The sequence below is a fragment of the Thalassotalea agariperforans genome (assembly GCF_053470345.1).
In genome coordinates this window covers 20,543-36,915 of record NZ_JBQMWH010000008.1, presented here as the reverse complement: position 1 = coordinate 36,915, position 16,373 = coordinate 20,543, and the positions used below count along the sequence as shown (strand labels likewise).

The window sequence follows — 16,373 nt, the reverse complement described above, 5'->3', positions numbered from 1 at the left end:
TTTCACAAACTGGGGTGGATTAAATAATGGCGACAGAATTATTTACCGGTGCGCAAATGGTTGTAAAATCATTAGCGGCACTTAAGGTTAAATACATCTTTGGATATCCAGGTGGCTCTGTATTAGATATCTATGATGCAATTTTCCAACAAAAAGAAGTTGAGCATATTCTTGTAAGGCATGAACAAGCAGCAACACATATGGCTGACGGTTACACACGTGCAACCGGTGAAGTGGGTGTGGTGTTAGCAACCTCTGGCCCTGGTGCTACTAACTGTATTACAGGTATTGCAACCGCTTATATGGATTCAATTCCTATGGTGGTGTTAGCCGGCCAAGTACCAACTAACTTAATTGGTGATGACGCTTTTCAGGAAACCGATATTGTTGGTTGTTCTCGCCCAATTGTTAAGCATAGTTTTAGCTGTCGCAACTTAGCTGAGTTACCAAACACCTTTGCTAAGGCGTTTCATATTGCAGCAAGTGGTCGCCCTGGCCCTGTTGTTATTGAATTACCTAAAGATTTACAACAGCAAAAGTCTGAGTTTCATATTGATACTGAGATTACCATACGTTCATACAATCCAACGACTAAAGGTCATCCAAAACAAATTCGTAAAGCGGTTGAAACCATCGCTAAAGCGAAGAAGTTAGTAATTTATTCTGGTGGTGGTATTGTTTTAGCTGACGCCGATAAACAATTAAAAACCTTAGTTGAAAAGTTAAATGTACCGATCACCAATACCTTAATGGGCTTAGGTGGTATTTCAGGGCTACATAAAAACTTTATTGGTATGTTAGGTATGCACGGTAGCCTTGAAGCTAACAAAGCCATGGCAAATGCCGATGTTATTTTAGCTTTAGGCGCTCGTTTTGATGACCGCGTTACCAATAACGTTAAAAAATTCTGTCCAAACGCTACCATTATTCATGTTGATGTTGATCCAACTTCTATTTCTAAAACAATTAATGCCCACGTCCCAGTTGTTGGTTTAGTTGATTTAGTTATCGAACAAATTTTAGAAGAATTAGACGCACAAAAAGTGGAACTTGACCAAGAAGCTTTAGCTGAATGGTGGGAAGAAATTAACGCTTGGCGTGCAGTTAAAAGTGTTAGCTATAAACCAGAAGAGCCAGGTGCCTTAATTAAACCTCAACGTGTCATTGAAGCCATGTACAAAGCTACCAATGGTACGGCTTATGTTTGCTCTGATGTTGGCCAGCATCAAATGTTTGCCGCTCAATATTACCCATTTGAAAAACCACGTCGCTGGATAAACTCAGGTGGCTTAGGCACTATGGGCTTTGGCTTACCAGCCGCTATGGGCGCTAAAGTTGCGTTCCCTGATGAACATGTAATTTGTGTTACCGGTGATGGTTCTATTCAAATGAATATTCAAGAATTATCTACCTGTTTGCAATATAACTTACCTGTTAAAATTGTTTCATTAAATAACCGCTCTCTTGGTATGGTTCGTCAATGGCAAGATATGATCTACGGTGGTCGCCATTCATCATCATATATGGAGTCATTACCTGATTTTGTTAAATTAGCTGAAGCGTATGGTCATGTTGGTATTCAAATTAATAAACTTGAAGAACTAGATGAAAAAATGGCAGAAGCTTTCGCGATGAAAGACAGATTAGTTTTTATTGATGTTTTAATTGATGAAAAAGAACATGTTTATCCGATGCAAATCCGTTTAGGTGCCGTTGATGACATGTGGATCAAAAAAGGAGAGAAAGCATAATGCGTCGTATCTTAGCCATTTTATTAGAAAATGAACCCGGTTCGTTATCACGCATTGTTGGATTATTTTCGCAACGTGCTTTTAACATTGAAACCTTAACCGTTGCGCCAACTGACGATCCAAGCTTATCTCGCATTACCATTGCGACCTTAGGTGATGAACGTGTTATTGAGCAAATCGTTAAGCAGGTGAATAAGTTAGTTGATGTTATTAAGGTTTCAGACCTAACTGAACGCTCGCATGTTGAACGTGAAATTTTATTAATTAAAGTTGTTGCGATGAACGATAAAGTACGTACCGAAGTGAAACGTATTACAGATATCTTCCGTGGTTCAATTATTGATGTTGGTAAACAAGTTTATACCATTCAATTAACAGGTAATGCTGAAAAAGTTGATGCTTTTATTGCGACCATAAAAAATGAGACTGAAATTGTTGAGTCTGTTCGCTCTGGTGCCGTAGGTATCGCTCGTGGTGAAACTGCTTTAAAAATATAAGCTATCACGTTAAAACAATGATCAAAGCCAAGCATCTGCTTGGCTTTTTTATATCAGTTATCTATTCAAAAAATTTTAATGTTTTGTAATACCATTCCGTTTAATATGTGTAAGTGAAAAACAATGTCCACACAAATAAAAGCAAAGTACCCTGTAAAATTAGCGGCTAAATCCGATAAAAAATCCGTTAAGCGCTTTTATAAAAGTCAGCACTATTCCGCGAGTTTTATCGGCTTTGACAGCACATATATTGTCCTTGATAACGAGCAAATAATTGCCTCAGCAATTGTTTCGTACAGCACAAGTGACAATAATCAAGCGCTGTTACATGCGCTTGTTGTTGCAAAACTATATCAAAAGCAAGGAATAGCAACCGAGTTAATTAATATCATCAAACAACAACACTGTCATAATTACCGCGAAAAACACAGCACCATTGTTTGTTTCGCTGACGATAAATTAAGCCAATTTTATCAACGCATGTCATTTAAGGTGGTTTCATCAAAGTCAAAAAGTGATAACACTCAGTGTCAATCATACGATAATGACTTAACAGTTAAGCGCGTTCTTAGTGAAAGCAACTTTAATCGTTTTATCGCTTACCAAAAAAACACGCCTTCTCTACTTCCCTTTTTATACAATTAACCCGCTATTTTTCTTGGTAAATAAGCTTCACTTTGCTTTTTCACTTGCTCAAGATATGCAGATAAGCGCTTAATATCTTGCTGATATTTAGGTTGAGCAACAACATTGGTTGTTTCTTCTGGATCAACCGATAAATCAAACAACATATATTCTTTTTTACCTTTTGCGGTTACATACTCAGTGTAAATTAATTGTCCACTCACCACGCTATCACCTTCTTTAAAACGAGAGTAAATAAAAGGTTTATGTTGTGTATTAGGATCGATTAATAAAGGCGACAAACTGCGGCCAACCATTTGCTGTTTCAATTTTTCATCGGCGCTTAAACCGGTTAAATCAACTAAAGTTGGAAACACATCCACTAAGCTTACTAAAGCATCGCTAGTTAACGCAGACGGCTTTTGAGGAGCATCAATAATCAAAGGCACATGCAAGGCTTTATTTAGCATGTTATGTTTACCCCAAAAATTATGTTCGCCTAAATTGAAACCATGATCACTGGTGAGCACCACTATAGTGTTGTCTCTTAAACCCAACTCATCTAACGTTGCTAACACCTCACCAACTTGCTGATCAATAAAACTTACCGCAGCGTAATAACCTAACAAAGATAAACGATGAAATTCATCTGAATTATATTCATGGTTTTTAAAGTGATAAACGTGTATTTCGCCAGATCCTTTTAATGACTCTGGTGCATTAATTGGTTTTTCACGTAACGCTGAAGGCTGAAAATCGGTGTCTTTATAAAGATCAAAATATTTTTGTGGGGCATTAAAAGGTAAATGTGGACGACGGAAACCAGCTGCTAAGAAAAATGGCTGGTCAAGTTTAGCAAGACGCTTTAAATCGTTAACGGTTTTTTCTTTTACTTGACCATCGTAATAAGCCTCATCAGGCTTGGTTGAACTTTCATACCATGGCCCTTTATTACCAAAACGATCACTTGGTTTAATATACTTTTTAGACTCTTCACTAAAATAAGCTGGCCCTTTTGCTTTTGGCTCCCAGGCTGATTCACTCCAACTTTCTTCATCAGAGTCTTTTTTACTGTGAAAAATTTTACCATTGGAAACGGTATGGTAACCTGAGTTCTTAAAAAACTCGCCCATTGTAGTCGCTTCAGGCACCTCACGTTCAGCATTCGCTAAATAATCAATAAAACGTGTTTTATGTGGGTAAACACTGGTCATCATACTAGCGCGTGATGCACCACAAACAGGAACATTGGCATAAGCTCGATTAAATAATACTCCTTCTGCAGCAAGCTTATCTAAGTTAGGTGTAATTGCCCGAACATCTCCCATTGCTCCCATGGCGACACGATAATCATCCACCATAATTAGCAATACATTAGGCTTTTTTACCGAGGTTGTATTTTCATTATTATTAGCTGTTGTTAACGTTTGTTGACAGCCAAAAAGCAGCGAAGTAAACATAACCGTAGTCAACACGGGTTTAGTAAGGATATGACTCATGATGTTTTATTGTGACTCTGTTTTGATTTAATTTGATTAAATATATCGTATAAAGCACCATGGTTGAAGAAAAATATCTAACGGTTAACTATAAAACTCAACTATTCATAGGAACTGTTATTGAATTAAAATATCATAATGAACAAATCCTTAATCTTCTTTAGCTTATTGCGACTATTGAAGACGATTATAAAATAATGAGAAATATGACATCTTTATTTAACAGCCCACGCGCTAAAAACAAACTTACTTTAGTTCTAGGCTTAGGCCTGAGTTTGCTCCTATTTAGTTGTAGCAACTTAAGCACAACCACCAATTTAGATTCAGAAAACTTTGTTAATTATTTTGCCCCAAGTAAAGTAAAAATTTACCCAAACGAACAAGCGCTACCAGCTCAACATCGCTTAATTGGCTTAGTTGAAGGACAAGACTGCCAAATAAAAGCACACCACGCCCAACCAGATGAAATTAATGCAAGAACCGATGCACGACGAAAAGCGAATGCCCTTAATGCTAACGGTATTATATTTTCAGAATGCGCCCTGATCGAAGATAAGAGCTGCCATGCGATGTTACTTTGTTACGGCAAAGCATATCAAATACTTGAAAGCACCGATAAGTAAGAAATTTTAGCATGCCCGATTCTTCCATTAGTTTATCTCCTATCGCTTTCATTGAGTCACCCTACCGTGAAAAGTTTGCCATACCGCGTCAACCGGGTTTAGTACCGTCAGCCAAAGGTAAAGTGATCTTACAAGCGCCTTTTAATCAACCTGACATGGTAAAAGGCTTAGAGCAGTTTAGTCATATCTGGTTAATTTTTAACTTTCATGCTACCCAAGCACAAGGCTGGAAACCTTTAGTGCGTCCACCTCGCCTTGGCGGCAATAAAAAAATAGGTGTACTGGCAACACGCTCAACCTTTAGACCCAACCCGATTGGCATGTCAGTGGTGAAGTTAGAGAATATAACGTGCAATAAACAAGAAGTAAGTTTAACCATTTCAGCGCTAGATTTATTACACGACACCCCTATTCTTGATATAAAACCTTACATTCCTTATTCGGATGCGATTACACAAGTAAGTGGCAGTTATGCTGATAACGCTCCTGAAATTGTCATGTCCGTTGAATTTAGCCAACAAGCTAAACAAGACTTAACAGCATTTAATCACGAATATCCTGAACTTGAAGCATTAATCACTGAAGTTTTAGCGCAAGATCCACGCCCTGCTTATAAAAAGCAAACGCTTGACGAAAAAATTTATGGCATGCAATTATACGACATTAATATTCAGTGGCAGCTCCGCGATTTATCGCATATTCAAGTATTAAGCCTTAAACCTAAAATGAAATAGGCCCGATGAAACAAAGCCAGGTAATTGAACTTTTTATTTTAGCAGCCATTTGGGGTGCTTCCTTTCTATTTATGCGAATAGCAGCGCCAGAATTCGGCCCTATTTTATTAATGACATTACGAGTAGCTATCGCCAGCGTGTGTTTAATGCCGCTATTAATTTATTACCAACAAGTGAATGAATTAAAAGGCTATTGGAGCCACCTGTTTGTGGTTGGCTTGCTCAGTACCGCTTTACCCTTTAGCTTATTTGGCTACGCCACATTATCGTTAACAGCCGGAGTTACTTCTGTATTAAACACTATGACTCCGATGTTTGGTGTTTTGATCGGCCTGTTCTGGTTTAAAGAAAAAATCACTTCAACAATGTTATTTGGCTTAATGCTTGGGGTATTCGGTATCTATTTATTAATGTACGAAAAAATACAAATTCAACCACAAAGCCAAGTATTATTGCCGACTTTAGCGATTGTTATAGCCACTTTTTGTTATGCTTTAGCGGCAAATTACACTAAAAAATATTTAACCGGCGTGAAACCGCTTGTGCAAGCAACAGGTAGCCTGCTGTGCGCTACAGTCATTTTATTACCCTTTAATTTATTGCATTTACCCGCTACACCAATTTCAACACAATCAATTGTTGCCGTCATATTATTAGGTGTGGTTTGCACAGGTATTGCCTATATCTTATTTTTTCGCTTATTAACTACCGTTGGCCCAAATAAAACAATTTCAGTAACTTACCTTATTCCTATTTTTGGTATGTTTTGGGGATATCTCTGGCTAGATGAACACATTAGTATATTGATGATGATTGGAGTTTTTATTGTTTTATTAGGCGTTGCTATGAGTACCGGCTATTTAAAAAAGCGAGCATTAATAAAAGCTCAATAAGCTAAATTTTAATAACGACCAACCCCATTACACCTGTTGAAAGTCGTAAACTGAACCTAACGCCAAAATTTGGCTTAACTCGTCTAACGCTGTTCGGCATTCATCTAATAAAGCAGGATCACAAAAATCAGCACTGCTTAGCCGATCACGATAATGTTTTTCAACCCAAGCAACTAAACGCATATAGGTATCATCGGTTAACCAGCAAGCTTGATTAACGGCTAACCTTTCTTGCTCATTTAATACCACTCGCAAACGTAAACAAGCCGGGCCACCACCATTTTTCATACTTTCATTAACATCAAAATAATGTACCGACGCAATAGGGTTTTCACACGCCAGCAACTGCTCTAAATACGTTTTAACCTTAATATTTTCAGCACAGTGCTGAGGAGCAATAATCACCATAGTTCCATTATCTAAAGTCACTAATTGAGTATTAAACAGATAACTACTGATGGCATCTAGCACAGGGACTTCAGCTTGTTTTACTTCTATTAAATGAAGCCGAGTTTGAGGACAACAAGATTGGAATTTAGCCGTAAGTTCGGTAATAAAATCGGCCTTATTTAAAAAGGCATGTTGATGATATAAAAGTACATTTTGATTACCGACAGCAATAACATCATTATGAAAAACGCCTTGGTCAATAACATCAGGATTTTGTTGTACATAAATAACTTGCTGCTCATTTAAGGCGTGTAAACGCGCAACAGCTTGGCTCGCTTCTATGGTTTGTCTTGCAGGATATATCATAGGTGCTGGTTGAGCGGTATCAAAAGCAGCTTTACCGTAAGTAAAAATTTCAAGGCCTGTATCACCATAGCCTTGGCATAATCGTGTGTGGTTAGCTGCGCCTTCATCACCAAAACTAGCGTTATTTGGCAAAGCACTATGATGAACAAAATAGTCCTTATCAGCAAAAACTGCCTGTAATATTTTGCCAGTACTATAAGGCTCAATTGAGCGATGAAATTTACTGGTTAAATTAGCGGGAGTAAAATGAATTTTATGATCCCCGCTATCACTAGAGGGTGATACTGTCGCCGCATTTGCTGCCCACATACTGGAAGCAGAAAAACAAGAAGCAAGTAATGCTGGTGCTGTTTTATATGCCTTGGTGAGTATTTGAGATTCAGAGCCACTAAATCCTAATTGACGAAGGGTTTTAATATCAGGCCTTGCTTGTGGTGCTAATACCCCTTGAACTAAACCAAGATCAGCCAGCGCTTTCATTTTTTTGAGGCCTTGAAGCGCTGCCGCTTTGGGATCAGAAACCGCATTAGCATTTGCAATTGAAGCAAGGTTACCACCCGATAACCCAGCATAGTTATGAGTGGGGCCAACTAAACCATCAAAATTTGCTTCATAGGTGTTCATATTATTCACTCACTGACTGCCAAGGCTTTAAATTTAAAGTATTAGCTTTGTATAGACGGCTCTGCCACTAAAAGCAAAATAGTTAAAAACTCGTAGGGTTAACCAAAAAACCAATAACAAACAAAAATAGCAGCCGTTAAGCCCGCCAAGTCGGCGATCAGGCCACAGCTCACCGCATGACGAGTGTATTTTATGCCAACCGAGCCAAAATATACCGCTAACACATAAAACGTGGTTTCGGTTGAACCTTGCATAATTGAGGCAAGTCTTCCTGCGAACGAATCAGCACCAAAGGTATTCATGGTTTCAATCATCATAGCTCTCGAGCCAGAGCCACTTAATGGCTTCATTAATGCCGTTGGTAAAGCATCAACAAAACGTGTATCAAAACCCAAAAACATCACAAGATGGCGTATCGCATCAACAATAAAATCTAATGCGCCACTCGCACGAAAAACACCAATAGCACATAACATCGCTAATAAATAAGGGATTATTTTAATACATACATCAAAGCCTTGTTTTGCCCCTTCAATGAAAGACTCATAAACATCCACTTTTTTGTATACCGCTGACAAGATAAATAGGATCAGTACTGACAGTAACAATAAATTACCCGCAATAGCCGATTGCTCGGCCAGTAGCTCAGCACTTAATTGTGAAAAATATAAAACTAAACTAAATATCAGCGAGATAGCCGCAGAAAAGTACAATAAAACCACTTTGTTTAATAAATTAATTTTTTGCACATAAGCAACAGCTAACAGCCCTGCAATTGATGATGCAAAAGTTGCTAATAAAATAGGGAAAAATACATCGGTGGCAACTGCTGCTCCTTGTTGCGCACGATACATAAAAACCGCAATTGGGAATAATGTCACCGACGAGGTGTTTAAAACCAAGAATAAAATTTGCGCATTACTGGCGGTATCTTTTTTCGGGTTAAGTGACTGTAAATCACTCATGGCTTTTAAACCTAACGGGGTGGCGGCATTATCTAAACCTAAAAAATTCGCCGACAAATTCATCGTCATCGAACCCATAGCAGGATGCCCTTTAGGCACTTCCGGCATTAAACGGCTAAATAAAGGTGATATAGCCATTGCCATTTTATTGATAAGGCCTGCGCGCTCCGCTATTTTCATCATCCCCAGCCAAAAGCACATTACGCCAATCAAACCTATGGCGATTTCAACGGTAGTTTTAGACATGGAAAAAAGACTATTAATCAGTTCAGCAAAAATTTGATGATTATCGAGCAGCAGCCACTGTGCTAACGCAGCAACAAATGAGACAACAAAGAAAAAGACCCAAAGAATATTTAACAAAACAACCGCTCAATAATAAGGAGAATAAAAACAACCAATATAAACACACTTTAAGCAACGCACAATTAATCTGACAATTTAACTTAAGGTCAGGTTATTTATACACCAACCTAGGGTCTGTTAATCTTTGTTTATATTTTCAGCAATAGGCTATTTTAAGTGATAGCAAAGCAGAATGAACGTTGTTTGGTTATTCCAAATGAGTGAAATTCTAATGCAGCTAGCGCAAAAAATAGCCATTGCCCTGTGGGCTGAGGCTAAAATCGTTTTACTCAGCGTTAAAAATTATTAGTTTAGATGACTAAACGACATAATTTCAGCCTTGATTAAAACGATTTTATCTCTCAGCTGAATTATTAAACAAAGATAAACAGACCCTAGGGGTTGTTAATCTTGTATTATTTTTATGCGATAGCTTATTTTACGATTAATATAACTAGTTAGACGACAAAGTTAAGCCCTGAACAAACCTGTGGATAAGCTGTTAGGTTGCTGTAACAAACCACTGATAAAGCTGTTTAAAAAAACCAAAACAATAATTATAAAACCTTTAATTTCAGACAGTTAAAATTATTATCTAAATTAATTAGTAAAACTGAAATTTTACACTACAATTACTTTACCAATTAGTTAAACATGCTCGCTCTCTCCTAGCTAATTAGCGCAAGGCTCGATGTTTGAGCCACTTCCCTAAGCCCGAAACGCCTATGTTTCGGGCTGTTTTTTGTCTGTTATTTTACCTACCCAAAAAACATAAAAAAAAGATGAAAACATAAACCAAGTTACATTTTCATCTTCTTAAAATTACAGTGCTTTAGTTGTTAATGCGATTGTTATTACGATAACTTAGCTATAACACTTATTTTTTAACTAAATTTGATAACTCTTGTTTAGCTAAATAATTATCCATGGTTGAACGTAAAAGTTTATATAACAAAATTGAACCATCAATTTCTTCTTTACGATTGGTTAAACTTTCAATGTTTAAACCCAGAGGTAAATTATAAGGAATTACCGCATCTAAAATTTGTTGTAAGCTATTTAAACAAATACGAATAGACTCATATAATGGTTTTTCGGCATTTAAAATACGTAAGCTCGTCGCTTCTGGTACACTCACCCCTAACCAATCAATAAACTCTAACGTTTTTTCACTGCCACAAGGTGAAAACGTTAAAATGATACGTTGTGGTTTTAAACCTAACTTTTGGCATTCAATGGCATAACGCGTTAATTTATCAATAGTTGCTTGCGGATCATAAATCGCTTGCGAGATAAAAAAGTTACACCCTTGTTTGGTTTTTTCAATTAAGCGGGCGTGTTCATTACCTTTACTTGCATGGCGTTCAGCAATAGTGACACCACCAATAAAAAAGTTATGCTGATTGTTTACTAAGGTTTGATAGGCTTCTTCAAGTGGTAACGATATTTCATTATTTTTTGACGGACTGCCTACTAACACAACATCTTTGACACCATAATCTTGCCAAGCTTCATCTGCCCATTGATTAAAAGCTTCAGCATCAGATTGAACAACACTTTTATAAGTGATCACCGGACGATTAGACTTTTTATTTAACAACGACGAATACATGCGAGCATCATGTGTGGTTTTAAACGGAAATGGACGTGGCTTTTGCGTACGAGAGTTTTCATCTTGAATGTCATAAACAATTAAGCCATCAAAGTCGATATCGCTAACACGTTCTAATAGCTTCTCAGCAATACCTTCAACTTGCTCAATAGGCGTATCACTTTTAGGTGGTGTTGTACCAATAAAATAAACACCGCGAGTAATATCGTTATAGCGGACTCTTAGTTCTGATTCGTTATTCAAAATAATAGCTTCTTAATTAGATAAGGTTGACATCATGCTAATAAGAAATAACTTAATTAACACACTAGACGTTTAGACGTCTATATGATGTTTTATTGTTCTGCTAAAGTCAATAAAGAATCAACATTATCATTAAAAAGTACGTCATTATACCATTCCGCATAAAGAAGTGCTCACATAGAACGGTATGGGCGACATTAGAACAAACAAAATTTATGAAGATATAGTTATTCTACATCTAATAAATTTTGTGCTGTTATTATGGTGCCCATGCGTTCCCAAAGGGCGAGTTTTAAAGGCTTATATGCTGCGTTATTGATTTTGACAAGGTTCCCACATGGATGTGGGATATTAGGGTAACGCAGGAGCAGTTACCGAGAATAACCATTCTCTTCAATCAATGCCTTGCCTCTAAGCCTTTAAATTCTTGCTAAGCGAGTGCTTTCTTATACGGATTGGTATTACTTAAAATATAACCGCCCACGATAAATGAACGCTTAATGTAAAGCTAAAAAACCGCAAAAGCTAACGCCAGAATTTTAGAATATGCCCTTTAAAATCATCAATAAGGTAATCAGTGTCTATTGGTTTGGTATGTGTATGCTCAAAACCAAACTCAGTCATGGCTTTGGTAATTTTATTTTTTCTACCGCGACCAGGATCGACCAAAATGACTTCGCAGCTAGAATTAGCATGTTTTTCAATAAAGTTAGCTAATAATGTTATGTGTTGATCTTCGTACAAAAGATCGCTACCAATGATGACATCAAATAAACCAAGTTGATCATTTTTATCAGCCCAATCAACGCGTTCAAAGTCAATTTTTTGGTCGTTATTTAATAAGGTATTGCGGGTTAAAAATGTAGCTACTTCTGGGTGATAGTCAGTGGCTGTGATATCAACGTGCTTTTTGTTGAGTAACAAACTTGATAGTGCCATGCCACAACCGATTTCTAATATTCGTTTTTTGTGAGTTTCATACTCATCCATGTAATGAGCAAGCACTAAGCTTGACGGCCAAATCACCCCGAAAATAGGCCATAACGCAGACGATATTCCTAAATTTTTTGCAATATCATCCGGATCACTAAATTGTTGTTTGTCACGTAAGGTACAAAGGTGAATATCTAGTTCACCAAACTCAACCGTTTGGTAACTAATACGTACAGGATTTATCATTATTTTCCAAAAATGGAGAAGCTAAGCCCGTTATCTAAGATAAATGACCAAACGTAGGAATATTAAGGTTATAGGGTTCTAGCTAAATAACAAGCTAAACTCACCGCTACGGTTAAATGAACTTCTGCCATAACATGGCTTTTCCCATATTTGGATCGAGCTGATAACCGGCAAAGCCAAATTTTTGATAGGCATTTTGCGCAACGATATTGCCTTGCAAAACCTCTAGGGTAATTTTACAACAACCTTTGTTAACCGCTAACTCCTCTAGTTTACTTAATAATGCTTGGCTAATACCTTGGCCTCTATATGTTTTAATAACTGCTAGATCATGAATATTAATCAGCGGCTGACACTTAAAAGTTGAAAAGCCCATGATCGCATTAATTAACCCTGCTGGTTGTTCATTAACATAAGCAATCAATGAAAAAGCGGTGGGTAATTTTTGTAACTCACAAGTCAAGTTTTGCTTAACAAAATCAGATAACGGCTCGGCTCCCCCCATAGGATCTTGGGCATAATTATCTAACAGGTAAATAAGATCGGCGCATTGCTGGGCATTGTTGTAATCAACTTGTTCAACAGAAATCATCATATAGAACGCTCTTTTTATTTAGTGAGTTAGTTAATCTGAGCTTAGGTCTATTTCCAAGTCCCACAGGTGATCGTAATTTCTAGAAAAAGGAATAAATTTACCATTTTTCGTCATTTTATAAGCCCAACCACGATAACCACCACCGCTGTCCATCATATCAAAAGTTAACTTAACCTTTGCTTTTAACGTGCTCTTTCATCGGTAACATACTACCGTTTTCTACATAGGCGTGGGCTTCCGCTAAAATAGCTAAAGCAATAGATTCGGGTAAATCGCCACCTAAGTGTAAGCCAACCGGATTAAATAAACGCGTAGCTAACCGCTTTTGGCTGATATCACCTAATGATAATACCCGCTCGGTGCGATGCGAAGGCCCCAACAAGCCAATATACTGGCAACTGCCCTGCTCACTTAATTTTAGCGCTTTAGCGTCTAATTCAAGGTTATGATTCATAATAACAATAACATCAGCCAGCTCAATTGCTTGGTGGTTAGTTAACGTATCATAAGCTTGTTTAATGATAGTATCCGCATTTTTAAAATACGCTTGGCGAGCATAGTTGGTACGACTATCAATTAAGGTGACATACCAGCCAAGTTCTTTCGCCATATTTACTAAAGGCACTGCATCGCTGCCACCACCAAAAATCGTAATTGTTGGTCGTGGCTTTATTTGATTAACAAATGCTGATGGCTCAACTTTCTCTTCACTCTGCTTAGCCAATACTTCTTTAACTTCATCATCAGCTAAAACACGGTTTACAATTTGATCCGCAAATAAATATTGATAGTAATATAGGGATTTTCGCTCGGTTAATAAGGAATTAACTTTGAGTAAATCTAGGTAGTTATTGCCTTTATTAATGGGCTGGAGTAGTACTTTAACCATACCACCACAGCCAATGCCTAACTGCCATGCAATATCACTTTCATCTTGCATGTCGTAACAAACAATATGATTTTGATGAGTATCCCAGCACTTGCGTGCTTGGCGCATAAGATCTGACTCTAAACAGCCACCACTTAACAGGCCATAACTTTGCCCAAAGCTATTGATCATCATGCGAGCGCCAGCTTTACGATAAGCAGAGCCTTTAGTTTCGATAATAGTGGCTAGTACCCATTCACAGTCATCTTTTTCAAGCGACCAGCGTTGTACAATATGTTGAAATCGATTTGACACATAAACCTCAAAAACTAAAACTAAAACTATTTATACCGATAAAGGTTTAAATGGCATATCACGAAAACGTTGACCTGACGCGGCAAAAATCGCATTACTAAGTGCTGGAGCAAATGGCCCAACACCTGGTTCACCCAAACCGGTTGATGGTTCGTCAGAATCAATGGCATGCACACGAACATTAGGCATTTCATTAATTCTTAATACCGGGTAATCATGGAAGTTAGAGTTTACAACCTCACCTTCTCTAAAGGTGATTTCGGTATAAAGCGCTAAACTCATCCCCATAACCACCGCTCCTTCCATTTGTGCTTTTGCACCATCAAGGTTTAGTACTTGGCCACAATCAATGGCCGTATCAACATTTAATACCTTAATATCATCACCATCTACACGCACATGCACTGCCATAGCAACAAATGATTCAAAACTATAATGCACGGCTAAACCAATACCCTCACCTTTCGGAAGCGTTTTACCATAGCCTGACTTTTCAGCCGCTAACGCCAGCACAGCTTTTGAACGTTGACAGATTTTTTGATGTTTGGGATTGTTATTCGCATCATACAACTGGTTCAGCATATCAAAAGGTGACTTACCTAATTTATGCGCTAGCTCATCAGCAAAAACACCATGAGAAAAAGCTAAAAATATAGCATATACCGCTCGATACCAACCAATACGAGTATGTGCGGGAGCTTCACCGGTTTCGGTTCTAAAGTTTTCAATATAATATGGATGATCATTAATCGCCCCTAAAGCATTTTTAGGCGCACGATCTAAGCTCGGATCAAAAAGTGAGTTAATAGCTGGAAATGCTGCCCGATGCAGCCAACCAGTGACATTACCTTGTTTATCAATTGAGGCTTCAATATGCTGAGCACTAATAGAATGATAATAACCGGTTCGCATGTCTTCTTCTCGTGACCAAATAAGCTGTATTGGCGCTTTTACTGCTTTTGATATTGCAGCAGCTTCATGAACATAGTCACACTTAAACTTACGACCAAAGGCACCACCAGAGATCATTACATGAACCAAGATATCTTTTGGCTCACGCCCTAAGAATGTCGCTAATACTTTTTGAATATCAGCAGGACTTTGAGTAGATGCCCAAACTTCACAACTATCATCGGTAACTGAAACCACACTCGCATTCGGTTCCATTGGTGAATGACATAAATGCCCACCGGTATAGGTAGCAGAAAGTTTATCATTTGCTTGTGCAAAAGCTTGTTCTAAATTCCCGCGTTGATGTGCTAATTGCGCCGGTTTTTCAACATTTTCAACTAACATTTTACGATACTGTTGAGTATCGTACTCACCATGTTTACCTTTATCCCATGTTACTTTTAATAATTTAACCGCTTGCTGCGCTGTCCAACTATTATCAGCCACTACAGCAACGCCCCCCAATGAACTATATGGTAAGTTTATAGAGGCTATTTCAACAACATCAATTACCCCTTTCATCGCTAAAGCAGCACTTTTATCTAAGGTTTTTAGCTTGCCGCCATACACTGGACAATGAATAATCGCCGCGTATTTCATACCTGGAACTTTGGTATCAACACCATATTTACGTTCACCTTTTACCACCATAGCTAAATCATGGCGTGGTAATTCAGTGCCAATATAACGATACTGATCTTTAGTTTTTAACGGAGGTTTTTCAGGAATAGGCATATTGGCTGCTGTTTTAGCCAATTCACCATAACTTAATTTTTTACCTGACGGCTTATGATAAACCGCATGATTTTCAGCATAACAACTTGACTCAGACACTTGCCAAATCGAGGCTGCCGCCGCTACTAACATAGCTTTCGCTGCAGCACCTGCTTCACGCATTGGCGTTAACATTTTACGGGCACTTTGTGAGCCGCCAGTATCTTGTGGGCCATATTTTTCAGCGTCGCCATCTGCTTGCTTAACGGTAACTTTTGACCAGTCTGCTTCCATTTCATCAGCCACGGCTGACGGTAACGCGGTACTTATGCCTTGCCCCATTTCACAACGGCCACAATAAAGTACTAAGTCACCATTCTCAAATAAATGAATAAAAGCATTTGGATTAAATTCAACTGTTTTTGTATTCGCCGTAAAGCCCGGTAATGAAATCCCCAGCGCAAAGCCGCCAGAAGTAACAGCTAAAACCTTAAGAAAACCACGACGACTAAGGCCTTGAGTTTCAATCACTGGTTTTTCGTTGTCAGGAGACAGAGATAAAGCATCGTAAACATCGTTGTTCAT

15 protein-coding genes are annotated in these 16,373 nt (G+C 38.0%); 6 read left to right on the top strand and 9 right to left on the bottom strand.

Features of this window, described 5'->3' with window-relative positions; all coding sequences use genetic code 11:
• Positions 1-26 precede the first annotated feature (26 nt).
• The 3 genes from ACSLUO_RS11575 to ACSLUO_RS11565 all read left to right on the top strand — a co-directional run bounded on the left by ACSLUO_RS11575 (position 27) and on the right by ACSLUO_RS11565 (position 2,893).
• Positions 27-1,751, top strand: coding sequence for an acetolactate synthase 3 large subunit (locus ACSLUO_RS11575; RefSeq protein WP_448248694.1), 1,725 nt, complete (start codon positions 27-29; stop codon positions 1,749-1,751).
• Positions 1,751-2,248 (top strand): acetolactate synthase small subunit, encoded by a 498-nt coding sequence (gene ilvN, locus ACSLUO_RS11570; RefSeq protein ID WP_448248693.1) that lies wholly within the window; start codon positions 1,751-1,753, stop codon positions 2,246-2,248. The genes ACSLUO_RS11575 and ilvN overlap by 1 nt, the downstream gene beginning before the upstream one ends.
• Before the next feature lie 123 nt (positions 2,249-2,371).
• A complete protein-coding gene (locus ACSLUO_RS11565) occupies positions 2,372-2,893 on the top strand; it encodes a GNAT family N-acetyltransferase (protein WP_448248692.1) in 522 nt (173 codons plus the stop codon).
• Here ACSLUO_RS11565 and ACSLUO_RS11560 read toward each other — a convergent pair.
• Positions 2,890-4,371, bottom strand: a complete 1,482-nt coding sequence (locus ACSLUO_RS11560; protein WP_448248691.1) for a sulfatase — start codon at positions 4,369-4,371, stop codon at positions 2,890-2,892. The genes ACSLUO_RS11565 and ACSLUO_RS11560 overlap by 4 nt on opposite strands.
• 206 nt (positions 4,372-4,577) lie before the next feature.
• Between ACSLUO_RS11560 and rcsF the strand changes: the two genes are divergently transcribed.
• Genes rcsF through ACSLUO_RS11545 form a run of 3 tightly spaced genes read left to right on the top strand, consistent with a single transcriptional unit; the run spans position 4,578 to position 6,621 of the window.
• The gene (rcsF, locus tag ACSLUO_RS11555; protein WP_448248690.1) at positions 4,578-4,994 is read left to right on the top strand and encodes an Rcs stress response system protein RcsF; all 417 of its coding nucleotides are present in this window, start codon (positions 4,578-4,580) and stop codon (positions 4,992-4,994) included.
• An 11-nt stretch (positions 4,995-5,005) separates the two neighbouring features.
• A complete protein-coding gene (tsaA, locus tag ACSLUO_RS11550; RefSeq protein WP_448248689.1) occupies positions 5,006-5,728 on the top strand; it encodes a tRNA (N6-threonylcarbamoyladenosine(37)-N6)-methyltransferase TrmO in 723 nt (240 codons plus the stop codon).
• Between the two features lie 5 nt (positions 5,729-5,733).
• Complete coding sequence (locus ACSLUO_RS11545) at positions 5,734-6,621, top strand: DMT family transporter (RefSeq protein ID WP_448248688.1); 888 nt, start codon at positions 5,734-5,736, stop codon at positions 6,619-6,621.
• Positions 6,622-6,648: 27 nt separating this feature from the next.
• Here ACSLUO_RS11545 and astB read toward each other — a convergent pair whose 3' ends face one another.
• The 8 genes from astB to ACSLUO_RS11505 form a co-directional block, all read right to left on the bottom strand.
• Positions 6,649-8,001, bottom strand: coding sequence for an N-succinylarginine dihydrolase (gene astB, locus ACSLUO_RS11540; RefSeq protein WP_448248687.1), 1,353 nt, complete (start codon positions 7,999-8,001; stop codon positions 6,649-6,651).
• Positions 8,002-8,099: 98 nt separating this feature from the next.
• On the bottom strand, positions 8,100-9,329 hold the full coding sequence (locus ACSLUO_RS11535) for a spore maturation protein (RefSeq protein WP_448248686.1): 1,230 nt from the start codon (positions 9,327-9,329) through the stop codon (positions 8,100-8,102).
• Between the two features lie 859 nt (positions 9,330-10,188).
• Positions 10,189-11,166, bottom strand: coding sequence for a methylenetetrahydrofolate reductase (locus ACSLUO_RS11530; protein WP_448248685.1), 978 nt, complete (start codon positions 11,164-11,166; stop codon positions 10,189-10,191).
• Between the two features lie 525 nt (positions 11,167-11,691).
• A complete protein-coding gene (locus ACSLUO_RS11525) occupies positions 11,692-12,345 on the bottom strand; it encodes a class I SAM-dependent methyltransferase (RefSeq protein WP_448248684.1) in 654 nt (217 codons plus the stop codon).
• A gap of 112 nt (positions 12,346-12,457) precedes the next feature.
• Complete coding sequence (locus ACSLUO_RS11520) at positions 12,458-12,940, bottom strand: GNAT family N-acetyltransferase (protein WP_448248683.1); 483 nt, start codon at positions 12,938-12,940, stop codon at positions 12,458-12,460.
• Between the two features lie 30 nt (positions 12,941-12,970).
• The gene (locus tag ACSLUO_RS11515; RefSeq protein WP_448248682.1) at positions 12,971-13,096 is read right to left on the bottom strand and encodes a hypothetical protein; all 126 of its coding nucleotides are present in this window, start codon (positions 13,094-13,096) and stop codon (positions 12,971-12,973) included.
• A 13-nt stretch (positions 13,097-13,109) separates the two neighbouring features.
• Complete coding sequence (locus ACSLUO_RS11510) at positions 13,110-14,123, bottom strand: XdhC family protein (protein ID WP_448248681.1); 1,014 nt, start codon at positions 14,121-14,123, stop codon at positions 13,110-13,112.
• A 30-nt stretch (positions 14,124-14,153) separates the two neighbouring features.
• A complete protein-coding gene (locus ACSLUO_RS11505; RefSeq protein ID WP_448248680.1) occupies positions 14,154-16,373 on the bottom strand; it encodes a xanthine dehydrogenase family protein molybdopterin-binding subunit in 2,220 nt (739 codons plus the stop codon).

Excerpts from the sequence above, each read along its gene's own strand:
- ACSLUO_RS11560 (WP_448248691.1), bottom strand. The coding sequence starts at position 4,371 with ATGAGTCATATCCTTACTAAACCCGTGTTGACTACGGTTATGTTTACT.
- ACSLUO_RS11525 (WP_448248684.1), bottom strand. The coding sequence starts at position 12,345 with ATGATAAATCCTGTACGTATTAGTTACCAAACGGTTGAGTTTGGTGAA.
- ACSLUO_RS11565 (WP_448248692.1), top strand. The coding sequence starts at position 2,372 with ATGTCCACACAAATAAAAGCAAAGTACCCTGTAAAATTAGCGGCTAAA.
- ACSLUO_RS11515 (WP_448248682.1), bottom strand. The coding sequence starts at position 13,096 with ATGATGGACAGCGGTGGTGGTTATCGTGGTTGGGCTTATAAAATGACG.
- ilvN (WP_448248693.1), top strand. The coding sequence starts at position 1,751 with ATGCGTCGTATCTTAGCCATTTTATTAGAAAATGAACCCGGTTCGTTA.
- rcsF (WP_448248690.1), top strand. The coding sequence starts at position 4,578 with ATGACATCTTTATTTAACAGCCCACGCGCTAAAAACAAACTTACTTTA.
- ACSLUO_RS11575 (WP_448248694.1), top strand. The coding sequence starts at position 27 with ATGGCGACAGAATTATTTACCGGTGCGCAAATGGTTGTAAAATCATTA.
- tsaA (WP_448248689.1), top strand. The coding sequence starts at position 5,006 with ATGCCCGATTCTTCCATTAGTTTATCTCCTATCGCTTTCATTGAGTCA.
- ACSLUO_RS11545 (WP_448248688.1), top strand. The coding sequence starts at position 5,734 with ATGAAACAAAGCCAGGTAATTGAACTTTTTATTTTAGCAGCCATTTGG.
- astB (WP_448248687.1), bottom strand. The coding sequence starts at position 8,001 with ATGAACACCTATGAAGCAAATTTTGATGGTTTAGTTGGCCCCACTCAT.
- ACSLUO_RS11505 (WP_448248680.1), bottom strand. The coding sequence starts at position 16,373 with ATGAACAACGATGTTTACGATGCTTTATCTCTGTCTCCTGACAACGAA.
- ACSLUO_RS11520 (WP_448248683.1), bottom strand. The coding sequence starts at position 12,940 with ATGATGATTTCTGTTGAACAAGTTGATTACAACAATGCCCAGCAATGC.